Raw genomic sequence first — 18,436 nt, forward strand, 5'->3', positions numbered from 1 at the left:
CTTTCTTATGCGCACTATTGGGACTATCAAAAATAGAGAGGCTACTACTTGTGGTTCATCAATCGAAATATCTTGCCACTGTCAGTGCTAAACAAAATATCGCCATTTGGTAATGGTTCTATATCGCGAATTCTTTCACCAAGGTCTTCTAAAATTCTTTCCTCAGCAACAATACTATTTCCTTCAATAGTGAGTACGTTGATATGAGCGAGCTTCAGTGCTCCAGCAAGCAACTTCCCTTTGAGTTCAGGATGTTTTTCGCCTCTATAAAGCACTAAGGACCCTGGCGCAATGGAGGGAATGTAGACCTTGCTTGGTGAGGTTATACCTTCTTTCTCTTGCCCTTCGCCAACGGAGATTGGTCCCCAATACTCTTTTCCATGTGAGGTAATTGGCCAGCCATAATTGTTCCCTTTTTTGATGAGATTGATTTCATCTCCGCCCCTTGGACCATGCTCGATTGACCAAAGCTTTTGACTGGCTGCATCGTAGTGGAGCCCTTGAGGGTTACGGTGGCCGAAACTCCAAATTTCTGGCTGAGCATCAGCTTGGTTAATAAATGGATTAGTTGGGGCAGGTGAGCCATCTGGCATTACCCTCAGAATGGAACCTGAGTGAGTGTTGAGGTTCTGGCCATTGCTGCGCTCACCTCTATCACCAACACTGAAGTAAAGGTACTGATCGTCAAACGTAATTCGACTACCAAAGTGACGCCCGCCATCTGAGCCAGACTGGGTTACCAAGAGCTCTTGCCAGTGACCAAGTGAACCGCTTTCATAGGTCACTGAAGCGAGCGTTGTCTCAATATGAGAGCCCGATTGTTTTGAATAGGTGAAGTAATAGCGGTCGGGCTCAAAGGGTGATTTTGCAACATCAAGGAGACCACCTTGACCATAAACGTTGGTACTCTTCTGCTCTCCGATATACTTGTATTCGTTGGTCGAAAGATCCAGCACGCCGATCTTGCCACTCTTTTCACTAACCATGACCTGATTTTTACCCATGTAGGTCATACCCCAAGGAATATTGAGCCCTTGAGTAACCACTTCCGCAGACCAGTTGTTTGCGTAGGTAGCCATGGGAACCATTAGGTTTAGTGCTACTAAATAGCTGAACCGTCTCATATAAACATCCATTTTGTCACTTCATTATCCCAATAGTAGCATTGAGGCAGACAGGTTAGGTGACCAATTTTCTCAAGTTTTGAAACGGACTCAAGCCTAAGTGTCTTTGAATTGAGAAAATATAATCGGCATGAATATTATTTATAAATTCCCTTGATCTGATCGATAAATATACTATTATGACGATGTGTCAGAAATGACGAAGCGTCACAAATGGTGTTTATCACGCTGTTGGTAATCGTGTTACAATAGTAAGGTTAGGGAGTAAACCACGGATATGGATTAGTAATCATGTTTGGCTTTAGCTGTAATAAAAGTGATAAAAAAGAGGGCACACGCTGTTCATCGGGCTTAACCAAGAAACAGCAGGCTATAGCAGATAGGGAAGTAGAACTGACTCTATTAGCTAAGGCTTTGGTGCAAGAGCAGGGCTGGAGTAACTTAACAATGGATAAGTTGACGGCGGCAAGCTCATACTCGAAAGGAACGATTTACAATCACTTTTGCAGCAAAGAAGATGTGATTCTGGCTTTATGTATTCATTCATTAAAAAGTGAGGCGATACTGTTCGCACGTGCGGGTGAATATCAAGGCAATAGCCGAGAGAAAGTCATTGCACTGCATGTTGGGTATCGTATATATGCTCGTATGGAGCCGGTTTTGTCTACGTGTGCCATTATGGCGAAAAGCCCATGGGTACTAGAGAAAGCTTCCCCAGAGCGAGTCAAAGAGCTGAATGCACTTGAAGAGCTCGTTATTGATCATGCGGACAAGTTAGTTCATGTGGCTGTCGAGAGCGGTGACTTGCAGTTTTCGCCAGGCATTGGGTCTGATGCGATAGTCTTTGCTAACTGGTCAATTGCTTTTGGATCGAACGCGCTCACTCAGAATGCTTCTAATAGCCACTGTATCAAACGTTTAGAAGACCCATTTACTGTACTAAATAATGCGAATATGTTGCTTGATGGTCTAGGTTGGAAACCGCTATCAACGCATTGGGATTACCGAAAGACTTGGCGACAAGTAGAACTGTCGCTGTTTTCTCAAGAACTTGAGTATCTCGAGTCTGTGGGAAGATAAATACCACACTGTGAATGAAAGCCCTCGATTGGGCTTTTTAAATCACCGTTTATGACGAATCGTCACAAAAAGACTAATGCGTAAGTTCTAGTGTTTGGAACTTCACGAAATAACTTAGTGACCAGCAAAAGCTGGTTTTTAAGTGATAACTTTTGACGAAACGTCACAAACGGAGAGTGTGATGAACGAACAACGTACTAACTCAACCCCGCCTTCGCCCTGGCTAACCTTACCGACGCAGTATAGTTGGTGGGTTCTGCTCTTTACTATCGCCATGGTGGTCGCCGCGACCGTCGGTGGAAAAAACCTCTATTTTAGAGGTGACTACAACATCTTCTTCGATGGACAAAATGCTCAGCTTAGAGCGTTCGATGAAATTCAAACCACCTTTTCCAAATCAGATAACCTCTCAATTGTGATTGCGCCCAAAAGCGGTAATGTCTTTGAACCCACAACCCTAACCTTAATCCAACAGCTCACACAGGAAGCATGGCAAGTCCCATACTCGAGTCGAGTGGATTCCCTTGCCAACTACCAACATACCGAAGCGTATGACGATGATCTGATTGTCGAAGATTTACTGCTCGACGAATATGTGCTGACGGAGGAGCGTATCGCTAAGGTTAAGCGGGTCGCTCTGTCAGAACCTGCTTTGAAACATGCTCTTATCTCAGAAACCGGAGATGTCACAGTCGTCAATATTACCGTGCAAATGCCTGAAATCGACGAGACAGCGGAAGCGATAGAAGTGGTGACCTATGTCGATCAAATGATTGAAAAGTACCAAGCGCTTTATCCTGATATGGAGTTTCACAAAGCGGGCATCATCGCCATGAACTACGCCTTTATGGTCGCCGCGCAAGATGACAGCTTCACGCTTGTTCCTACCATGCTACTGGTCATTCTCCTGTTTCTTACTGTGATGCTGCGATCGTTTTTGAGTGTTCTTGCAACATTGGCTGTCATCATCGGTTCGGTGGCGGCGACAATGGGGCTGTCGGGCTGGGCGGGTATGTTCTTGAGCACAGCAACGGTCAATATACCCACACTGGTCATGACTCTAGCGGTTGCAGATTGCGTACACGTGATTGCTACTATGCGCCAAAACATGAAACGTGGCCACAGTAAACGCTACGCGATTGATCAAAGCGTCATGGTTAACCTAATGCCGATTGTCATCACTTCAATTACCACCGCGATTGGTTTCCTGATGATGAATATGTCGGATTCTCCGGTGTTACGTGATTTTGGTAACTTAGCGGCGCTCGGGGTGATGATTGCTTGTTTCCTATCACTTTCACTGTTACCGGCTCTACTCAAAGTACTGCCGATTAGAGTAAAAGTGACCGATGAAGATGGTAAACAACCATTAGATCTGATGGACAAACTGGGTGATTGGGTCGTGCGTAATCGCAAAGCTTTGCTGCCTGTTTCTGCGTTGGTTATTGCTGTATCTGCAAGCCTTCTTCCTCTCAATAAAATCAACGATGAGTCAGTCAAATACTTTGATTCTCGTAGTGAGTTTCGCCGTGCCGCAGACTTTATGGAAGAGCGTATTAGTGGCATGACCAACATCAGCATTGCGATTAAAAGCAATGAATCTCAAGGCATTTCAGATCCCGCTTATCTAAAGACCATAGGTAAGTTTACGGAGTGGCTTCGTGCCCAGCCTGAAACGGACCATGTCGCTACACTTTCGGACGTGTACAAGCGTTTGAACAAAAACATGCACAGTGACGACGAAAGCTTTTATCAGTTACCACTTGATAGAGAACTGGCGGCTCAATATCTGCTGCTTTACGAAATGTCGCTTCCTTATGGCTTAGATCTGAACAACCAAATTAACGTCGATAAGTCATCGATCAAAATGGTGGTGACCATCGACAACCTTGGTAGTGTGGAGTTAGTTGATCTAGAGAATCGCATCTACCACTGGTTTGCTCAAAATGCGCCTCAATATCAGGTTGTCGCCTCAAGTCCTTCATTGATGTTTGCTCACATCGGTGAAACCAACATGGCCAGCATGTTATCGACTTTACCTATCACGTTAATTCTAATTTCAGTGTTGATGATCTTCTCGTTGAGATCGTTACGTTTAGGTTTGATCAGCGTGGTACCGAACATGGCACCTGCAATTATCGGTTTTGGATTGTGGGCTGTGCTATCGGGAGAGATCAACCTTGGTCTGTCAGTCGTTGTGACATTGACCCTAGGTATTGTGGTGGATGACTCCGTTCACTTCTTATCTAAATACCAGAGAGCAAGAAAGCAGGGTAAAGACGCTGAAGAAGCGGTTCGATATGCGTTTCACACGGTCGGGCGAGCACTGTGGATTACAACCGTCGTGTTGGTAGCGGGATTCTCTGTTCTAGCGATGTCTAGCTTTAGGCTGAATGCCGATATGGGGCAGCTCAGCGCTATCGTCATCTTTATCGCACTTGTAGTGGATTTTATCTTCTTACCAGCACTGTTAATGAAGTTTGATACCGCAAACTATGTAGAAGAAAGCAAACAAACGTCAGACGCCCTGACACCCAACCCAACGACTCAAAGCTAAAAGGATGTACATGATGAAAACTAAGACTCAATCAATGATCAAAGCCGTCGCACTCTCTGCTTTGTTGGCACTTTCAGGTCAGGTGTCTGCTTCGCCTGAAAAAGGGTTCGAAATTGCTAAAGAGCGCAAAGTCCGTGATGAAGGGTGGGGCGACTCCGTGGCGACGATGCAGATGATTTTACGCAATGCTCAAGGTGAAAGCAGCACTCGCGAGATGCGTTTAAAGTCGTTTGAAATGGCTGATGAAGGCGACAAAGGGTTGACGATTTTTGATCAGCCCCGTGATGTGAAAGGAACAGCTTTCCTCAATCATTCGCACATCATTGAAGCGGATGATCAATGGTTGTATTTGCCAGCGCTAAAACGAGTGAAACGTATTTCTTCGCGTAATAAATCAGGTCCGTTTATGGGCAGCGAATTCGCCTATGAGGACTTAAGCTCCTTTGAACTCGAGAAATACACGTTTAATCACCTTGGAAACGAGACATTCAAGGGCGTCGACACCTATCGTATAGAACAAATTCCTACCGACAAAAACTCTGGCTACACCAAGCAGGTTGTCTGGTTAGATAAAGACCACTACCGACCATTGCAGGTGGAATTTTACGATCGAAAAGGGTCGCTGTTGAAAACACTGCAGTTTGAAGACTACAAGCAGTACCTCAATAAGTACTGGCGCGCTCATACTATGGCGATGGTGAACCACCAAACAGGAAAAAGCACTACCCTTACGACCAGTAACCTCGACTTTCAAACCGGTTTGAGAGAGAAAGATTTTGAGAAAAATGTGCTCAAGCGAGTGAAGTAGCGCACTATGAAAAAGATAATAAACCTAGCTGGTCGGTTAGCGGCCAGCATATCCTTGACTTTATTTTCGTTACACTGTCACTCATTTGAGTTGGCAGGACAAGTAAATGTTGAACATCGTCAATTTTTCTCGTCAGGGTTACAAGGCCAAGACAAAGGCCAAACTTCTTTGGTCATTCAACCAGAGCTCTACTGGCAACTCGGTGATAGTTCCGATTTTACGTTCACACCGTTTTACCGATTGGACAGCTTAGATGATGAGCGAAGCCATGGAGATATTCGAGAAGCGCTTTATCTAACCTACTGGGATGATTACGAGCTTCGAGCAGGTATTGGTAAAGTCTTTTGGGGCGTGACTGAGTCAGCTCATTTGGTGGATGTAGTCAACCAGACCGACGCCATTGAGTCTGTCGATGGGGAAGATAAACTGGGCCAACCTATGGTTCATTTTACCTCGATAAAAGAGTGGGGCAGTGTGGATGCGATGCTCCTCCCGTACTTTAGAGAACGAACATTCTCTGGTATTGACGGGCGCTTAAGACCGACGATTCCGGTCTCTGATGATGCCATTTATGAATCGTCTCGTGAGGAGCAACATATCGATTTCGCGCTGCGTTACTCTCAAATGCTAGGAGATTGGGATATTGGTCTAAGTTACTTTCAAGGCACAAACCGTGATCCTTACTATCAACTCCATGGTAGCGAGCTAAAGCCATACTACGCACAAGCCAAACAAGTTGGGCTCGATGTGCAAGGTATTGTGGAAGATTGGCTGTGGAAACTCGAGAGCATCTACCGCGACAGTGCTGACCATCATGTTGGCCTAGTTTCTGGGTTTGAGTACACGATTGTGGGTGCTTTTGAAACGGTATGGGATTTAGGTTTGATTGCTGAGTATTTGTATGACAGCCGAGGAAACAATGCTCAGAGTATAGGCCAAAATGATCTCTTCGCCGGCATGCGTGTCACGCTTAACGACGAAGATAGCACCGAGGTTCTCTTTGGGATAACACAAGACCTTGATAACAGTGATGTGTACAGCGCTAAACTTGAGGCTTCAAGCCGCTTGACCAATAACTTGAGTTGGACGATAGATGGCTGGTGGTTTGAGAATGAAACACCCGAAGATCTTCTCTATTTTGGGCGTAAAGATGATTTTATCGAACTGTCGCTGGAGTACTATTTCTAGTACTTGGCTATTGTTACTCTGAAATCTAACTAGAGGGAGCTTACTTAGCTCCCTTTTTGCTTAGATTAGAGAGTCTTGAGCATCCAGACATCACAGCCACTATGCTCTGTTCCGTCGAGTGGGTTCTCTAAGTGAGTAAAACCGAGCTTTTCGTATAGCTTAATCGCAGACTCCATCGATTTGAGCGTGTCGAGGTAACACTGTTCGAAGCCTTGCTCTTTGGCAAATTCCAAACATTGTTTACTCAGTTGTTTTCCTAAACCTAACCCTCGGCTTTCAGGCAACAAGAATAGCTTTTTTAATTCACAAACCTGTGCTGAATCATTAAACGGCGCGAGACCACAACCACCTACAATTTTGCCGTTAAGCGTTGCAACAAGGTACAAGCTTTTCTTATCTAAAGTGTAGTAATAGCTCATCGCGAGCACTTCAGGGTCAGATGGCCCAAACCCTTCTCCAACTGCACCAAATTCGGCGCCAACGGCCTTGATGATGGCACTAATATCGTCGTTCTGTTTCTCGGTAATTGGTTGAATCGAAACTGTCATCTTCATTCCTTATGATGCTTCCTATGGTAAATAAGTTGGTATTAAAAACACTTTTATCAAGCGCTCAGCCGAAAATTTGCCCAAAGGCGGTAAATAAGGCGATTTCAGTTTGGATTTGACCTTGTCATTCGTTACTATGTACAGCTATTTAAAGACCCAAGATCCCTGTCGGGTAAACGTGCAATTGTACGAACCCCCTAATGGACACTACCACTTATGCCTATTGCATGTAGGTGTAGGTAGATGAGGAAACGATGCAACATCTAGAAGAGATCATTGCTAATGCGAACACAGCTATTGAAGCTGCAGAGTCGCTAGTCGCACTTGATGAAGTGCGTGTTCAGTATCTAGGTAAGAAGGGCGAGCTAACGGCTCAGCTTCAAAGCCTAGGTAAACTACCACCAGAAGAGCGTCGCAGTGCTGGTCAAGAGATCAACAAAGCGAAAGGCGTTGTTCAACAAGCTATCGCAGCGCGCAAAGATGCACTTCAACGTGCAGAACTTGAAGCGAAGCTAGCAGCGGAAACTATCGACGTAACTCTACCAGGTCGTCGTATCGAGAACGGTGGTCTACACCCAGTTACTCGTACTGTTGAGCGTATTGAACAGTTCTTTGGTGAGCTAGGCTTTAGCACTGAGTCTGGTCCTGAAATTGAAGATGCATTCCACAACTTTGATGCACTAAACATTGCAGAAGATCACCCAGCGCGTACTGACCACGACACGTTCTTCTTCAACCCTGATCTAATGCTACGTACTCACACGTCAGGCGTTCAGATCCGTACGATGGAAAATGGCAAACCACCATTCCGCTTCATCGCACCGGGCCGTGTTTACCGTAACGACTACGACCAAACGCACACGCCAATGTTCCACCAAGTGGAAGGCATGCTAGTAGACGAAAACGTAAACTTCGCTCAACTGAAAGGCATCCTGCACGACTTCCTAACGAACTTCTTCGAAGAAGATCTAGAAGTTCGCTACCGTCCTTCATACTTCCCGTTCACTGAGCCTTCAATGGAAGTGGATGTTAAGCGTAAAGATGGCAAGTGGTTAGAAATCCTTGGCTGTGGCATGGTTCACCCGAACGTACTACGTAGCGTAGGCATCGATCCTGAGAAATACTCTGGCTTTGCATTCGGTATCGGTATCGAGCGTCTAGCGATGCTTCGTTACGGCGTAAACGATCTACGTGCGTTCTTCGAGAACGACCTGCGTTTCCTAAAACAGTTCAAGTAATCCAGAGGGTTCATCACAATGAAATTCAGCGAATCATGGCTTCGTGAGTGGGTAAACCCTGCGGTATCGACTGACGAGCTTACGCACCAAATCACTATGGCTGGCCTAGAGGTAGACGACGTTCTTCCTGTGGCTGGCTCATTCACTGGCGTTAAAGTAGGTAAAGTGGTTGAGTGTGGTCAACACCCAGACGCAGACAAACTACGCGTAACTAAAGTGGACGTTGGTGGCGAAGAGCTACTAGACATCGTATGTGGCGCATCTAACTGTCGTCTAGGCATCAAGGTTGCAGTTGCAACGGTTGGCGCTGTACTTCCAGGCGACTTCAAAATCAAGAAAGCGAAACTACGTGGTCAACCATCACACGGTATGCTTTGTTCATTCTCTGAGCTAGGTATCGACGTAGAATCAGACGGCATTCTAGAACTAGCAGAAGACGCAGTAATCGGTACCGATTTCCGTGAATTCCTAGGTCTTGACGACGTGACTGTAGACGTAGACCTTACTGCTAACCGCGCTGACTGTTTCAGCATCCGTGGTCTAGCTCGTGAAGTTGGCGTACTAAACCGTGCTGACGTAACTGAGCCATCAGTTGAAGCGGTTGCAAACACTATCGAAGACGCAGTATCTATCGAAGTGAAAGCACCAGCTGCATGTCCTCGTTACCTTGGTCGTGTAATTAAAAACGTAAACGTTCAAGCTGAAACTCCACTTTGGATGCAAGAAAAACTGCGCCGTTGTGGTATTCGCTCTATCGACCCAGTAGTAGACATCACTAACTACGTTCTTCTAGAGCAAGGTCAACCAATGCACGCATTTGATCTAGCTAAGATCGAAGGTGGCATCGTGGTTCGCCTAGCAGAGCAGGGTGAGAAGCTTACTCTTCTAGATGGCAGCGAAGCTGAACTAAACTCAGATACTCTAGTTGTAGCAGACCACAACAAAGCCCTAGCAATCGCAGGTATCTTTGGTGGTGAAGAGTCTGGTGTCACGACTGAGACTAAAGACGTTCTACTTGAGTGTGCGTTCTTCGCACCTGACCATATCCGCGGTCGTGCTCGTAGCTACGGTCTGCATACTGATTCTTCAATGCGTTTTGAGCGTGGTGTGGATTTCGCACTACAAGCTGACGCAATGGAGCGTGCAACTCAACTTCTTGTTGAAATCTGTGGCGGTGAAGTAGCACCAGTTGTTGGCGTTGAGTCAGAAGCTGACCTACCAAAAGCAAACACAGTAGCACTACGTCGCACTAAACTAGACAACCTACTAGGTCACCACATTGCAGACAGCGATGTTGCTGAGATCCTAGAACGTCTGGGCCTAACCGTTGAAACAACGGCTGAAGGTTGGACTGCAACAGCACCAACTTGGCGTTTTGATATCGCAATCGAGCAAGACCTAATTGAAGAAGTAGGTCGTATCTACGGTTACGATAACATCCCTAACCAGCACCCAGCAGCAACGCTGAAGATGCACAACCACGTAGAAGCGAACCTTCCGCTAAAACGTGCACGTGACCTACTGGTTGACCGTGGTTACCACGAAGCGATTACTTACAGCTTCGTAGAGCCAGAGCAGCAAAAGCTTGTTGTGCCAGATGTTGAGCCACTAATCCTACCGCACCCAATCTCTGCAGATATGTCAGCGATGCGTCTAGGTCTGATTCAAGGTCTACTAAACACGGTTGTTCACAACCAGAAGCGTCAACAGCCACGCGTTCGTCTATTCGAATACGGCCTACGTTTCATCCCATGTGAGTCTGCTGAAAACGGTATGCGTCAAGAAGCAATGCTTGCAGGTGTTATCGCTGGTACTCGCAGCGAAGAGCACTGGGACATTGAGACAAATACGGTTGATTTCTTCGATCTTAAAGGCGATCTAGAAGCTATCCTTGAGCTAACTGCAAACGAAAAAGCATACTCGTTCGCAGCAGCGAAGCACCCAGCACTTCACCCAGGTCAATCTGCGGCTATCATCGTAGACGGCAAAGAAGTGGGTGTCATTGGTACTGTTCACCCAGAACTAGAGCGTAAGTTCGGTCTTAACGGTCGCACTATCGTATTCGAAGTTGAGTGGTCTGCAATCAACACTAAAGTGATTCCAGAAGCAGTACAGCTTTCTAAGTTCCCTGCAAACCGTCGTGATATCGCAGTAGTAGTAGACGAGTCAGTCGCTTCTGGCGAAATCGTTGAAGCGTGTATCGCAGCTGGTGGTGAGTTCCTAACAGACGCGAAACTATTCGACGTATACGTAGGTAAGGGCGTAGAAGAAGGCAAGAAGAGCCTAGCTATTGCACTGACTCTACAGTCTGTAGAGCGTACTCTTGAAGATGCAGACATCGCTGGCTCAGTAGATGCTATCGTAGCTTCAATCTCAGAGAAATTCGGCGCAGCACTTCGCGACTAATCACTTCTGATTGATAGAAAACCAAAGGCCTCGCATTGCGAGGCCTTTTTGTTTAGGCGAATAAGGAGTAGGGTGTTAACTCGTTATTGGACAAAAATTTGCCAGCGAGCTTCCTAAATTATTAATTGATAGATAAATTAAAGGACGGCAAATCGTTAACTTTATATCCGCTATCGGTAGTGCCGCTCATACAACCTACCGTTAGAAGTGGCTCCCTTCACATAAATGCTCCTTCCAAAGTAAAGAGTGCACAGTGCCTTGGCATCCAATTCTCGCTGTTAACTGCTAACAGACTTATAACCACTTATAAATTAATGACTTAATGGATTTTGTTTATTATCGAATTGTGACTAATTCTGTAGATATAAGAACCAGATTACATAATAATCTCAATTAAATTTCTAAATAGATCAACCAATACTTGCGCTCTCACACTATATGTTAAGTGGGTATTCATTTCGCAACGGTTGGAAAGACCGTAGCGCAAGTTCTGGGTAATTAATTGAATCGGAAAGATCATCATGTCACTCTCCATCATAAAAAAACAAACAGCAATTACGTTGCTATTGGCGTTATCAGGATGCTCGTCATCCGTCACATCTTCTAGCTCAACCGTTCCATCTGAACCTGTAGTGATCGACCGCAGCTTCAAGCCTGTAATTGGAGATAATTACGACTATTACCTTGTGAATAGCGCTCTTTCCCTTGCTGCCTATAATGTTGCTCAACAATACCCAAGCATCAATACTGCTCAACATTATTCCTATGATCTTTACAGTGAAGATGGCTGGAAAATTAAGTTAAAAGTCCTCGAAGACGTTACTGACGGAATTTATGCGTTTCAATATAACTTCAGTGATGAGGATGAAGTTGTAGATCTTGGTAACTTACCAAGGCAACTGCAATTTGAATACAAAAAGGCGTTAGAAATATACACGCCTGAAATGCAAGAACTACATCAACTCGCAACAGAATACAGACAAATTTATCACCTGGTGAGCGATGCCAACCCTGACGTAGAACTAGAATCGGAGGTTGATTTCTCTAGCTTAAACTCAAGCATGAATAACTATCCATTCATCTCATTTAATGCAAATGACAATCTGAGCACTCAAGTATCGGACCTTTCTGAAAGTATAAAGAGTGATGCTAAAGCCGATTTCATTGACGCACTTAAGTCTGACCGTCTTGTCTTTTGCTCAGATAACCCTGATGATTTAAAACTGTGCACCAACAAAAAAACAATTGAGCTTTACGGACTAAAGATGGGAATAAGCAGTAGCTGTGAGCTAACTAACTCTAGAGATCACTTATCTTATAGTTCTCCTTTTTACAGCTTTAATAACAATGGCAAAAAAACGATTTTTATCAAAGAGCAGAGGTACATAAAGGGTAATAACCTCTCTCTTCCAAAAATAGATAAAGTTAGGTTTGCTTTCCTAGAATATGGGGAAGGCAAGTGTGAAGATAGATTGGTTTTAATCGAGACCTCGTTTAAAACCCAAAGTGAGTCCGTCTTCCAAGATGTTCGGAATTTTGTTGAAAGAAAAAACTACAAAGAAACCGGAACAAACATTCCCTATAACAAATACCGAGCAAGGAGTGTTGATTTCAGATCTCAACAAACTGACATCTCCGTTAACCTTTCATACGAAGAAAAGTATATGACTCTTACTTACAAGCATGACTCATATAATTAATGCTCTTAAGTAGTCGATGACCAATTCCTAGTCACCGACTACTCATAAAAACGTGCTAACGGGTTACCCATTTTTGGCAGTGCTCATGATCTTGAATATGTGAAAAGCAAGTCAGATTTAATAGGTAATTCATTGTAAGTGAATGAATTATGAACTGATCGGCTAAATAAATACTAGCAAAAGCACACGAAATAGTTTGTTCTCACATTGAGAACGTAATCAAGTAAAACTCATAGTGGGTAAAGCATGTTTGCTATCGTCGGTTCACATAACCTCATTCGGAATAAAATAGCAGAGAAAAAGTGACAACTTTTATTGAAATGATCAGACTTTATTGGAATCGAATAAACTATATTGTCTTTCGACAACTCGAACGACATTCAAGCTTAATATTAGGTTTTGTAGGGAAAACGCACGCACATAAAATATGTAGAGCATTTGATCTAACAAGTTTTGGGGCATTTCTGAGTTACGAAGTGCCAACTGTAAAGGTTCTAGACATAAATGAGCTACAGTGTCCCCTAAATTAGAAATTCATAGATAACTAAAAGTATGGGAAGTAGCTAAGTTTAATGCCCCCGTTTTGTTAAAAGGGGGCACGTCTATTGCTACCAACGATGACTCTCTGCATTGTCATCGAATAAATGTATTGTTTTTTTAATCAGCTATTTTGCTATTAACGAATAGAACGGACGCTGGTTGTCATTAACCAAAGTGCTATTAGTAACTGTGTAGCAAAACACCCAACGAACAGCCACTTAATACCAATCAATGATGTGAGATAACCTGAACCTGCAAGACCAAATGGCATCAGGAGTTTGAATAGCGAGCCTGTTATCCCGTTTACCCGACCTAGAACGCTGACATCAAAGGCTTCTTGGCGGTAACTCCAGATACAGATGCTGCTATATAGACCCACAGCGGATACCCAAAAGAACCCAGCAATTAGCGCTGTTTGATTCCCCATGGCCAGTGGAATCACAAACCCGATGGATTCGAGTGCGATTGAGACAATGAGAAGCCATCCCAGCCCCCATCTCTTGCGTAACTTGTCAGCGCTGAATGCACCGATAAGACCACCAATACCAGAAGCGACGATCAGATAACTGACGCCCACCGCATTCAATCCTAAATCTGCTTTGGCATAATAGATAGCCTGAATCCAGAATACGGCACCTGTTGTGTTGATGACCATGACAGCAAGAGTAATCAACCACATGTTCTGCTCATTACGTAGTGCTTGCCATCCCTCTTTTATCGCGCTGAAAGTACTTTGTTTGTCTGTGTTGATAGGTGTTTTTACGTCGAGCCTTTTGAGCTGCCAAAAAGCCAGTAGCATCAAAAGTGCTACACCGATGAAGACGTTATGAATGGTGGCCAGCAACATGATGGCCCCTGAGAGCACAGGCCCAACGGTTTCCATAAAACTGCCCAAGGAGCTCATTCGAGCTGTCGCCACATTCTGAGTTTCATGGGAAAGCGCGCTTTTCTGAATCGACATACGCGCATTGTGGTAGCCGTAGTTAAACGCCATCATTAAGAACGCACATGGGAACAGAACCCACAATGGCTCTGCAAGGAACTCAACCGCGAGGAACGAGATAAACACCGTTATAGCCTGACCAAGCAACATGGTCAGCGACCACTGCTTTTTATCGCTGCGATCGACCCACACGCCAATAAACAGCGCCAGTAATAGATTGGGCATAAACTCAACGGCTCTCATCCAACCCATCCATTCGGAAGATTGGGTCAGTTCATACACCAACAAAGGTAGTGCAAGTGTGTAGATTTGGCTCGCGAAGCTAACAAACAGAGCACTGCTAAACAACGTAACGAAGGGTCTATTCTTCCATATGGAGCCATGAGACTCAGCTAACGTATTCATCTAAATATCCTTTTTATTTTTGGTAACACGGCTATTATTTGAAAATAAAAGATGAAGAAAAATAGAAATATAATTTTAGGATTTCACCTTTATGCGTTATTGGTTAGCTTTGGTATTTTTGCGAGACTTTGGATTTGAGATAGGCCGATGGACACCGATTTCATTAGATGACATAACGAAAGCGTTGAACTGCACGCGTCGTAACGCGCAATTAGTCATCAAAAGGCTGGTGGAAGAGTCGATCATAGATTGGAAGTCGGGTGTTGGCAGAGGGAATTTACCTCAGCTTCTCCTTAAAGAATCGGTACACACCACATTAATCGAACAAGCTAAGTTTTGGATGAATGAGGGAAAAGCCGATCAAGCGTTGAACCTTATCAGAAGCAAAGATCGTGATCAGTTCATTGCCGAGTTTGTTAGTCAATATCAACAGCAAGATAACGATCAAGACATCCTCCAAATCCCATTTTATCGAGCGACACACAGCTTGATCCCCTATGAAATATCTAGGCGTACTGAACAGCACATCGCTGATTACCTCTATGCGAACCTGTTACGTTTCAACAGAGATACAGGCCAGTTGGAAGGCGATTTAGCGCAAACTTGGGTGCATACAGGCGATATGCTAGAGGTTCGACTGCGTAAGTCACTTAAGTTCTGGGATGGCTCAGCACTGACTGCATTTGATGTGAAGGCAGCCTATGAGTCGATCATCTCGTCAAACTCGGTGAGTCGAGGTCTGTTCTTACTCATTGATGAGTTTTCTGTGGTCGACGAGTACACCTTACGAATTCGCTCCAAACGTTTGTCTCACTATCTGCCAAGGCTGATGGCACATGGTGCGCTGTCAGTTTCCAAATTAAATAGCGACGGTACGATAGTCGGAAGTGGAGCGTTTCGATTGGCAGAGCAAACCGATTACCGAACGCTACTTACTGCATCTCCTCATTATCACGGCTATCGACCTTGGCTAGATGGCGTAGAAATCTGGAACATGGGCTTATCTGCAAATGACTTTCAAATGCATTGCGATATTGTGCACGGCAGCTCTGCCCCGGATATTGCTGATGAATTCAAACAGGTACAACAGTGGGAAGAGGGCTGTATCTACGCTTGTTTAAACAGTGCAAACAACGCGTGGATGAAGTTGGCAAAACATCGTCGATACATCCAACAGTTATTGCAATCCTTGCCGATGAACGGTGTGAGAGACACTATGGTTTATCGACGAGCCTCAGGAATGACAAGCCTTGAACCCTTAAAGCTAGGCAAGGCGGTGGACTTGTCTTCCGCGAATCAGGTGCCCCTTGAGGTCTTAACTTATCAGCTGCCAGGACATATTGAAGCGGCTGAAAATATCACGGCACTGCTTTGTCAGCATGGTTTGAAGTCAAATCTTACTGTACTGCCATATCCTGAATTTGATCAAATAGACCGGCAATCGAAAGCCGATATTATCGTTTCTGGTGAAGTGTTTGGTGAACATAAGGAGAGTTCTTGGCTTGGATGGTTGTTGTGTACTAACACCGTGACGGCGAGCTTGAATCAGAAATCAAAATCTTGGTTCGAACAGCAAGTGTTTGATAATTTGTCTCAAACGGAAGAGGAGATGCGTGTTCAAGGTTATCAGCGAATTGAGCGCGAGTTGATTCGAAAAGCGATTTATATGCCTCTGTTTCAATGCGCGCAAGATATGAGAATCTCTCATAAAGTGAATGCGATGGATCTTCTTACTAATGGTTGGATCGACTTCAATCAGGTTGTTTTTGAAAGCCGTTAAATGGGGCGTGATTCCAGTCAGTTGATCAATAAAAATACTCTCTTTCAATGAAGGTGCCGATAACCTTAATCTTGCATTTGAGCCAAGAGCAGCAAAATGAAACCATTTTTCGCGCTTTGTGAGTCTTGTATTTTAGGTTAGTTGTGTTTGGTTAAAACTCACCGAATCGAGAGCGTAAGCTTTTTGGCTCAACCAATAATGGGACAGTAATGTGTTGGCTGGTCACTACCTTAGAAAACCAAAGGCCCCGCAATTGCGAGGCCTTATTTTTTTAAAGCTATAGCCGAGGGGTAAAATACCCAAAAGCGTTTTCTCGTATCTAGCGATTATCGAAAGGTTGGGATAATCGCAGGTATACCGGGTAGTAGGCCAACCAACGCCATCACACTTGTGAGCACAATAAACATGATGCCAGGTAGCACCCAACGGCTCATTTTACTCAGCTCACCACTGCGTTCTTTACAACCGACTAAGCCTAAGTTATCTAACAGCATGGTTAGAGACCAACCAAATGCAGGGTTAACCAGTGCTGAAGAGAACACAACAATGGCTGCTGATTGAGTGGTCTTGCCTTCACGCGTCATCTCCATGCCTGCTTCTAGCAGTGGCACAAATACCCCAACAATCAGCGCAACACAAAGCACAGGTTGCCAGATAGCCAAATCCATTGGGTAACCCCAAACAGCAGCGATGATACAGAATAGAGCTGTTAGCAAAGCGCCAGCGGGAATAGGGCGTTTAGCGATCGCTGCAGGTACAATGTACGTCCCCCATGAAGAGGTAAAGTTAGTACCACCGAGCAAAGAACCGAAGGTTTGACGAATTGACGCTGTAGTCATGGTATCGTCAATGTTCATATGTACTTTTTCGGTACGTTCTGGATAGCTGATCTTTTGAAACACTTGGTGGCCTAGGAAATCTGGTGACCACATAGCCACGGCTAATATCGCAAAGGGCAATACCACCATGAAGTGTTCAATGGTCGGTAGGCCTAGCATCCACCCCGTATTCTCACCCCACCAATACATAGGGTTCATGTTAGGTAAACCAGGCTCGGTTTGAAAAGAAAACGGCGCGCCCATGGCAAAAGCAATACTGCCACCGAGCAAGCAACTAAGCGGAACTGCTAGCCAACGTTTACGAAAATGCTCTAATAACGCGTATAAAATGATGGTGCAAAAGATGACGACAAAAGCGATATGGCTCATGTCTATTCCCTCAGCCCAAGCGAACAGCTTTTTGACTTGAGAAACCGTTCCAACAAAACCTAAGTAGAGCAATAAGCCGCCACATACGCCTTTACTGGTGAGGTTGGCCAACATGCTGCCACCTTTACTGATAGCGAGCAGTAAGCCAAAAGCGCCAATGAGTAAGCCAAAGGCCATCGGGTGTCCGCCTGCCGCAACGACAATCGGAATTAAAGGTATGAGTGGACCATGTGTACCCGCAAGGTTCGCGGTAGGCAGTAAAAAACCAGAGAAAAGAATAATGAAAACGGAGGCAATGAGTAATTCATAACGAACGTTTTCTAGAATAAAACCCTCATTCAGCCCGAATGCGCTAGCAAAGGTTGTTGCAATGGCACCCACCATCACCACTTTCCCAATGGTTGCTGCCATTGCTGGAATGGTATCTTCTACCTCGAATCGATAATCTTTAGACGGCAAGTTCGGGCGCCAGCGCTTTGGCGACATGATTTGTAGTTCGTGTTCTAGATACTGCTCTCGGGAATCAAATTCCGATCTTGGTTTGTGTTGTTGTTCATAAGTGAGTTCATCCTCGTTGGTTTGAGGCTTATCTGCTCGTAGGTGTACGGACTCTAAGGTGCTGCTCATTGTGATTCCTTTCATTCACACTCTGTGGTGTGTTGTTGCAACAAACGTTGTTAACTCACGGCACTCAAATAAACGTAATCATTTAAGTTGTTAGTACCTTAAACCAAACTGAAAAAAACAAATAGTCTCAGGCGGTTAGACATTAGTCGTAGAGTTTGTCTACTGTGTTAGGTGCCATAGATAGTCGGTCTCAATTTCTACGACGTTCAGCCTTGGAAGTGATAGAATCTACGTATCAGAATTATTGGAAAATTGGTCAATCTGCGAATTAGGCGCTCTAGAAT

General features: G+C 44.7%; 12 protein-coding genes. 8 read left to right on the forward strand and 4 right to left on the reverse strand.

Translation table 11 applies throughout. The annotated features are described in order from the left end of the window. Window positions 1-44: 44 nt before the first annotated feature. On the reverse strand, window positions 45-1,136 hold the full coding sequence (locus F0231_RS17890; protein WP_171761058.1) for a PQQ-dependent sugar dehydrogenase: 1,092 nt from the start codon (window positions 1,134-1,136) through the stop codon (window positions 45-47). A gap of 279 nt (window positions 1,137-1,415) precedes the next feature. Here F0231_RS17890 and F0231_RS17895 point away from each other — a divergent pair, with 279 nt between their 5' ends. The 4 genes from F0231_RS17895 to F0231_RS17910 all read left to right on the forward strand — a co-directional run bounded on the left by F0231_RS17895 (window position 1,416) and on the right by F0231_RS17910 (window position 6,757). Further along, window positions 1,416-2,204: a TetR/AcrR family transcriptional regulator gene (locus tag F0231_RS17895; RefSeq protein ID WP_171761059.1), complete on the forward strand. Its 789-nt coding sequence runs from the start codon at window positions 1,416-1,418 to the stop codon at window positions 2,202-2,204. 181 nt (window positions 2,205-2,385) lie between these two features. After that, window positions 2,386-4,761 (forward strand): RND family transporter, encoded by a 2,376-nt coding sequence (locus F0231_RS17900; RefSeq protein ID WP_171761060.1) that lies wholly within the window; start codon window positions 2,386-2,388, stop codon window positions 4,759-4,761. A gap of 13 nt (window positions 4,762-4,774) precedes the next feature. Continuing rightward, complete coding sequence (locus F0231_RS17905) at window positions 4,775-5,569, forward strand: outer membrane lipoprotein-sorting protein (RefSeq protein WP_171761088.1); 795 nt, start codon at window positions 4,775-4,777, stop codon at window positions 5,567-5,569. Window positions 5,570-5,575: 6 nt separating this feature from the next. Next, a complete protein-coding gene (locus F0231_RS17910) occupies window positions 5,576-6,757 on the forward strand; it encodes a hypothetical protein (protein ID WP_171761061.1) in 1,182 nt (393 codons plus the stop codon). 65 nt (window positions 6,758-6,822) lie between these two features. Here F0231_RS17910 and F0231_RS17915 read toward each other — a convergent pair whose 3' ends face one another. Next, complete coding sequence (locus F0231_RS17915) at window positions 6,823-7,305, reverse strand: GNAT family N-acetyltransferase (protein WP_171761062.1); 483 nt, start codon at window positions 7,303-7,305, stop codon at window positions 6,823-6,825. 254 nt (window positions 7,306-7,559) lie between these two features. Between F0231_RS17915 and pheS the strand changes: the two genes are divergently transcribed. The 3 genes from pheS (at window position 7,560) to F0231_RS17930 (ending at window position 12,649) form a co-directional block, all read left to right on the forward strand. After that, window positions 7,560-8,543, forward strand: coding sequence for a phenylalanine--tRNA ligase subunit alpha (pheS, locus tag F0231_RS17920; protein WP_117234713.1), 984 nt, complete (start codon window positions 7,560-7,562; stop codon window positions 8,541-8,543). 18 nt (window positions 8,544-8,561) lie between these two features. Beyond that, window positions 8,562-10,949, forward strand: a complete 2,388-nt coding sequence (pheT, locus tag F0231_RS17925) for a phenylalanine--tRNA ligase subunit beta (protein ID WP_171761063.1) — start codon at window positions 8,562-8,564, stop codon at window positions 10,947-10,949. 521 nt (window positions 10,950-11,470) lie between these two features. Continuing rightward, window positions 11,471-12,649 (forward strand): hypothetical protein, encoded by a 1,179-nt coding sequence (locus F0231_RS17930; RefSeq protein WP_171761064.1) that lies wholly within the window; start codon window positions 11,471-11,473, stop codon window positions 12,647-12,649. A gap of 676 nt (window positions 12,650-13,325) precedes the next feature. Here the strand turns inward: F0231_RS17930 and F0231_RS17935 are convergent. Then, window positions 13,326-14,537: an MFS transporter gene (locus F0231_RS17935; protein ID WP_171761065.1), complete on the reverse strand. Its 1,212-nt coding sequence runs from the start codon at window positions 14,535-14,537 to the stop codon at window positions 13,326-13,328. 91 nt (window positions 14,538-14,628) lie between these two features. Here F0231_RS17935 and F0231_RS17940 point away from each other — a divergent pair, with 91 nt between their 5' ends. Then, window positions 14,629-16,317, forward strand: a complete 1,689-nt coding sequence (locus F0231_RS17940; RefSeq protein WP_171761066.1) for an ABC transporter substrate-binding protein — start codon at window positions 14,629-14,631, stop codon at window positions 16,315-16,317. 326 nt (window positions 16,318-16,643) lie between these two features. Here F0231_RS17940 and F0231_RS17945 read toward each other — a convergent pair whose 3' ends face one another. Beyond that, on the reverse strand, window positions 16,644-18,152 hold the full coding sequence (locus F0231_RS17945; RefSeq protein WP_171761067.1) for a DUF3360 domain-containing protein: 1,509 nt from the start codon (window positions 18,150-18,152) through the stop codon (window positions 16,644-16,646). Between the last annotated feature and the right edge of the window lie 284 nt (window positions 18,153-18,436).

This window comes from Vibrio sp. RE86, assembly GCF_013114545.1.
Taxonomy (GTDB): domain Bacteria; phylum Pseudomonadota; class Gammaproteobacteria; order Enterobacterales; family Vibrionaceae; genus Vibrio.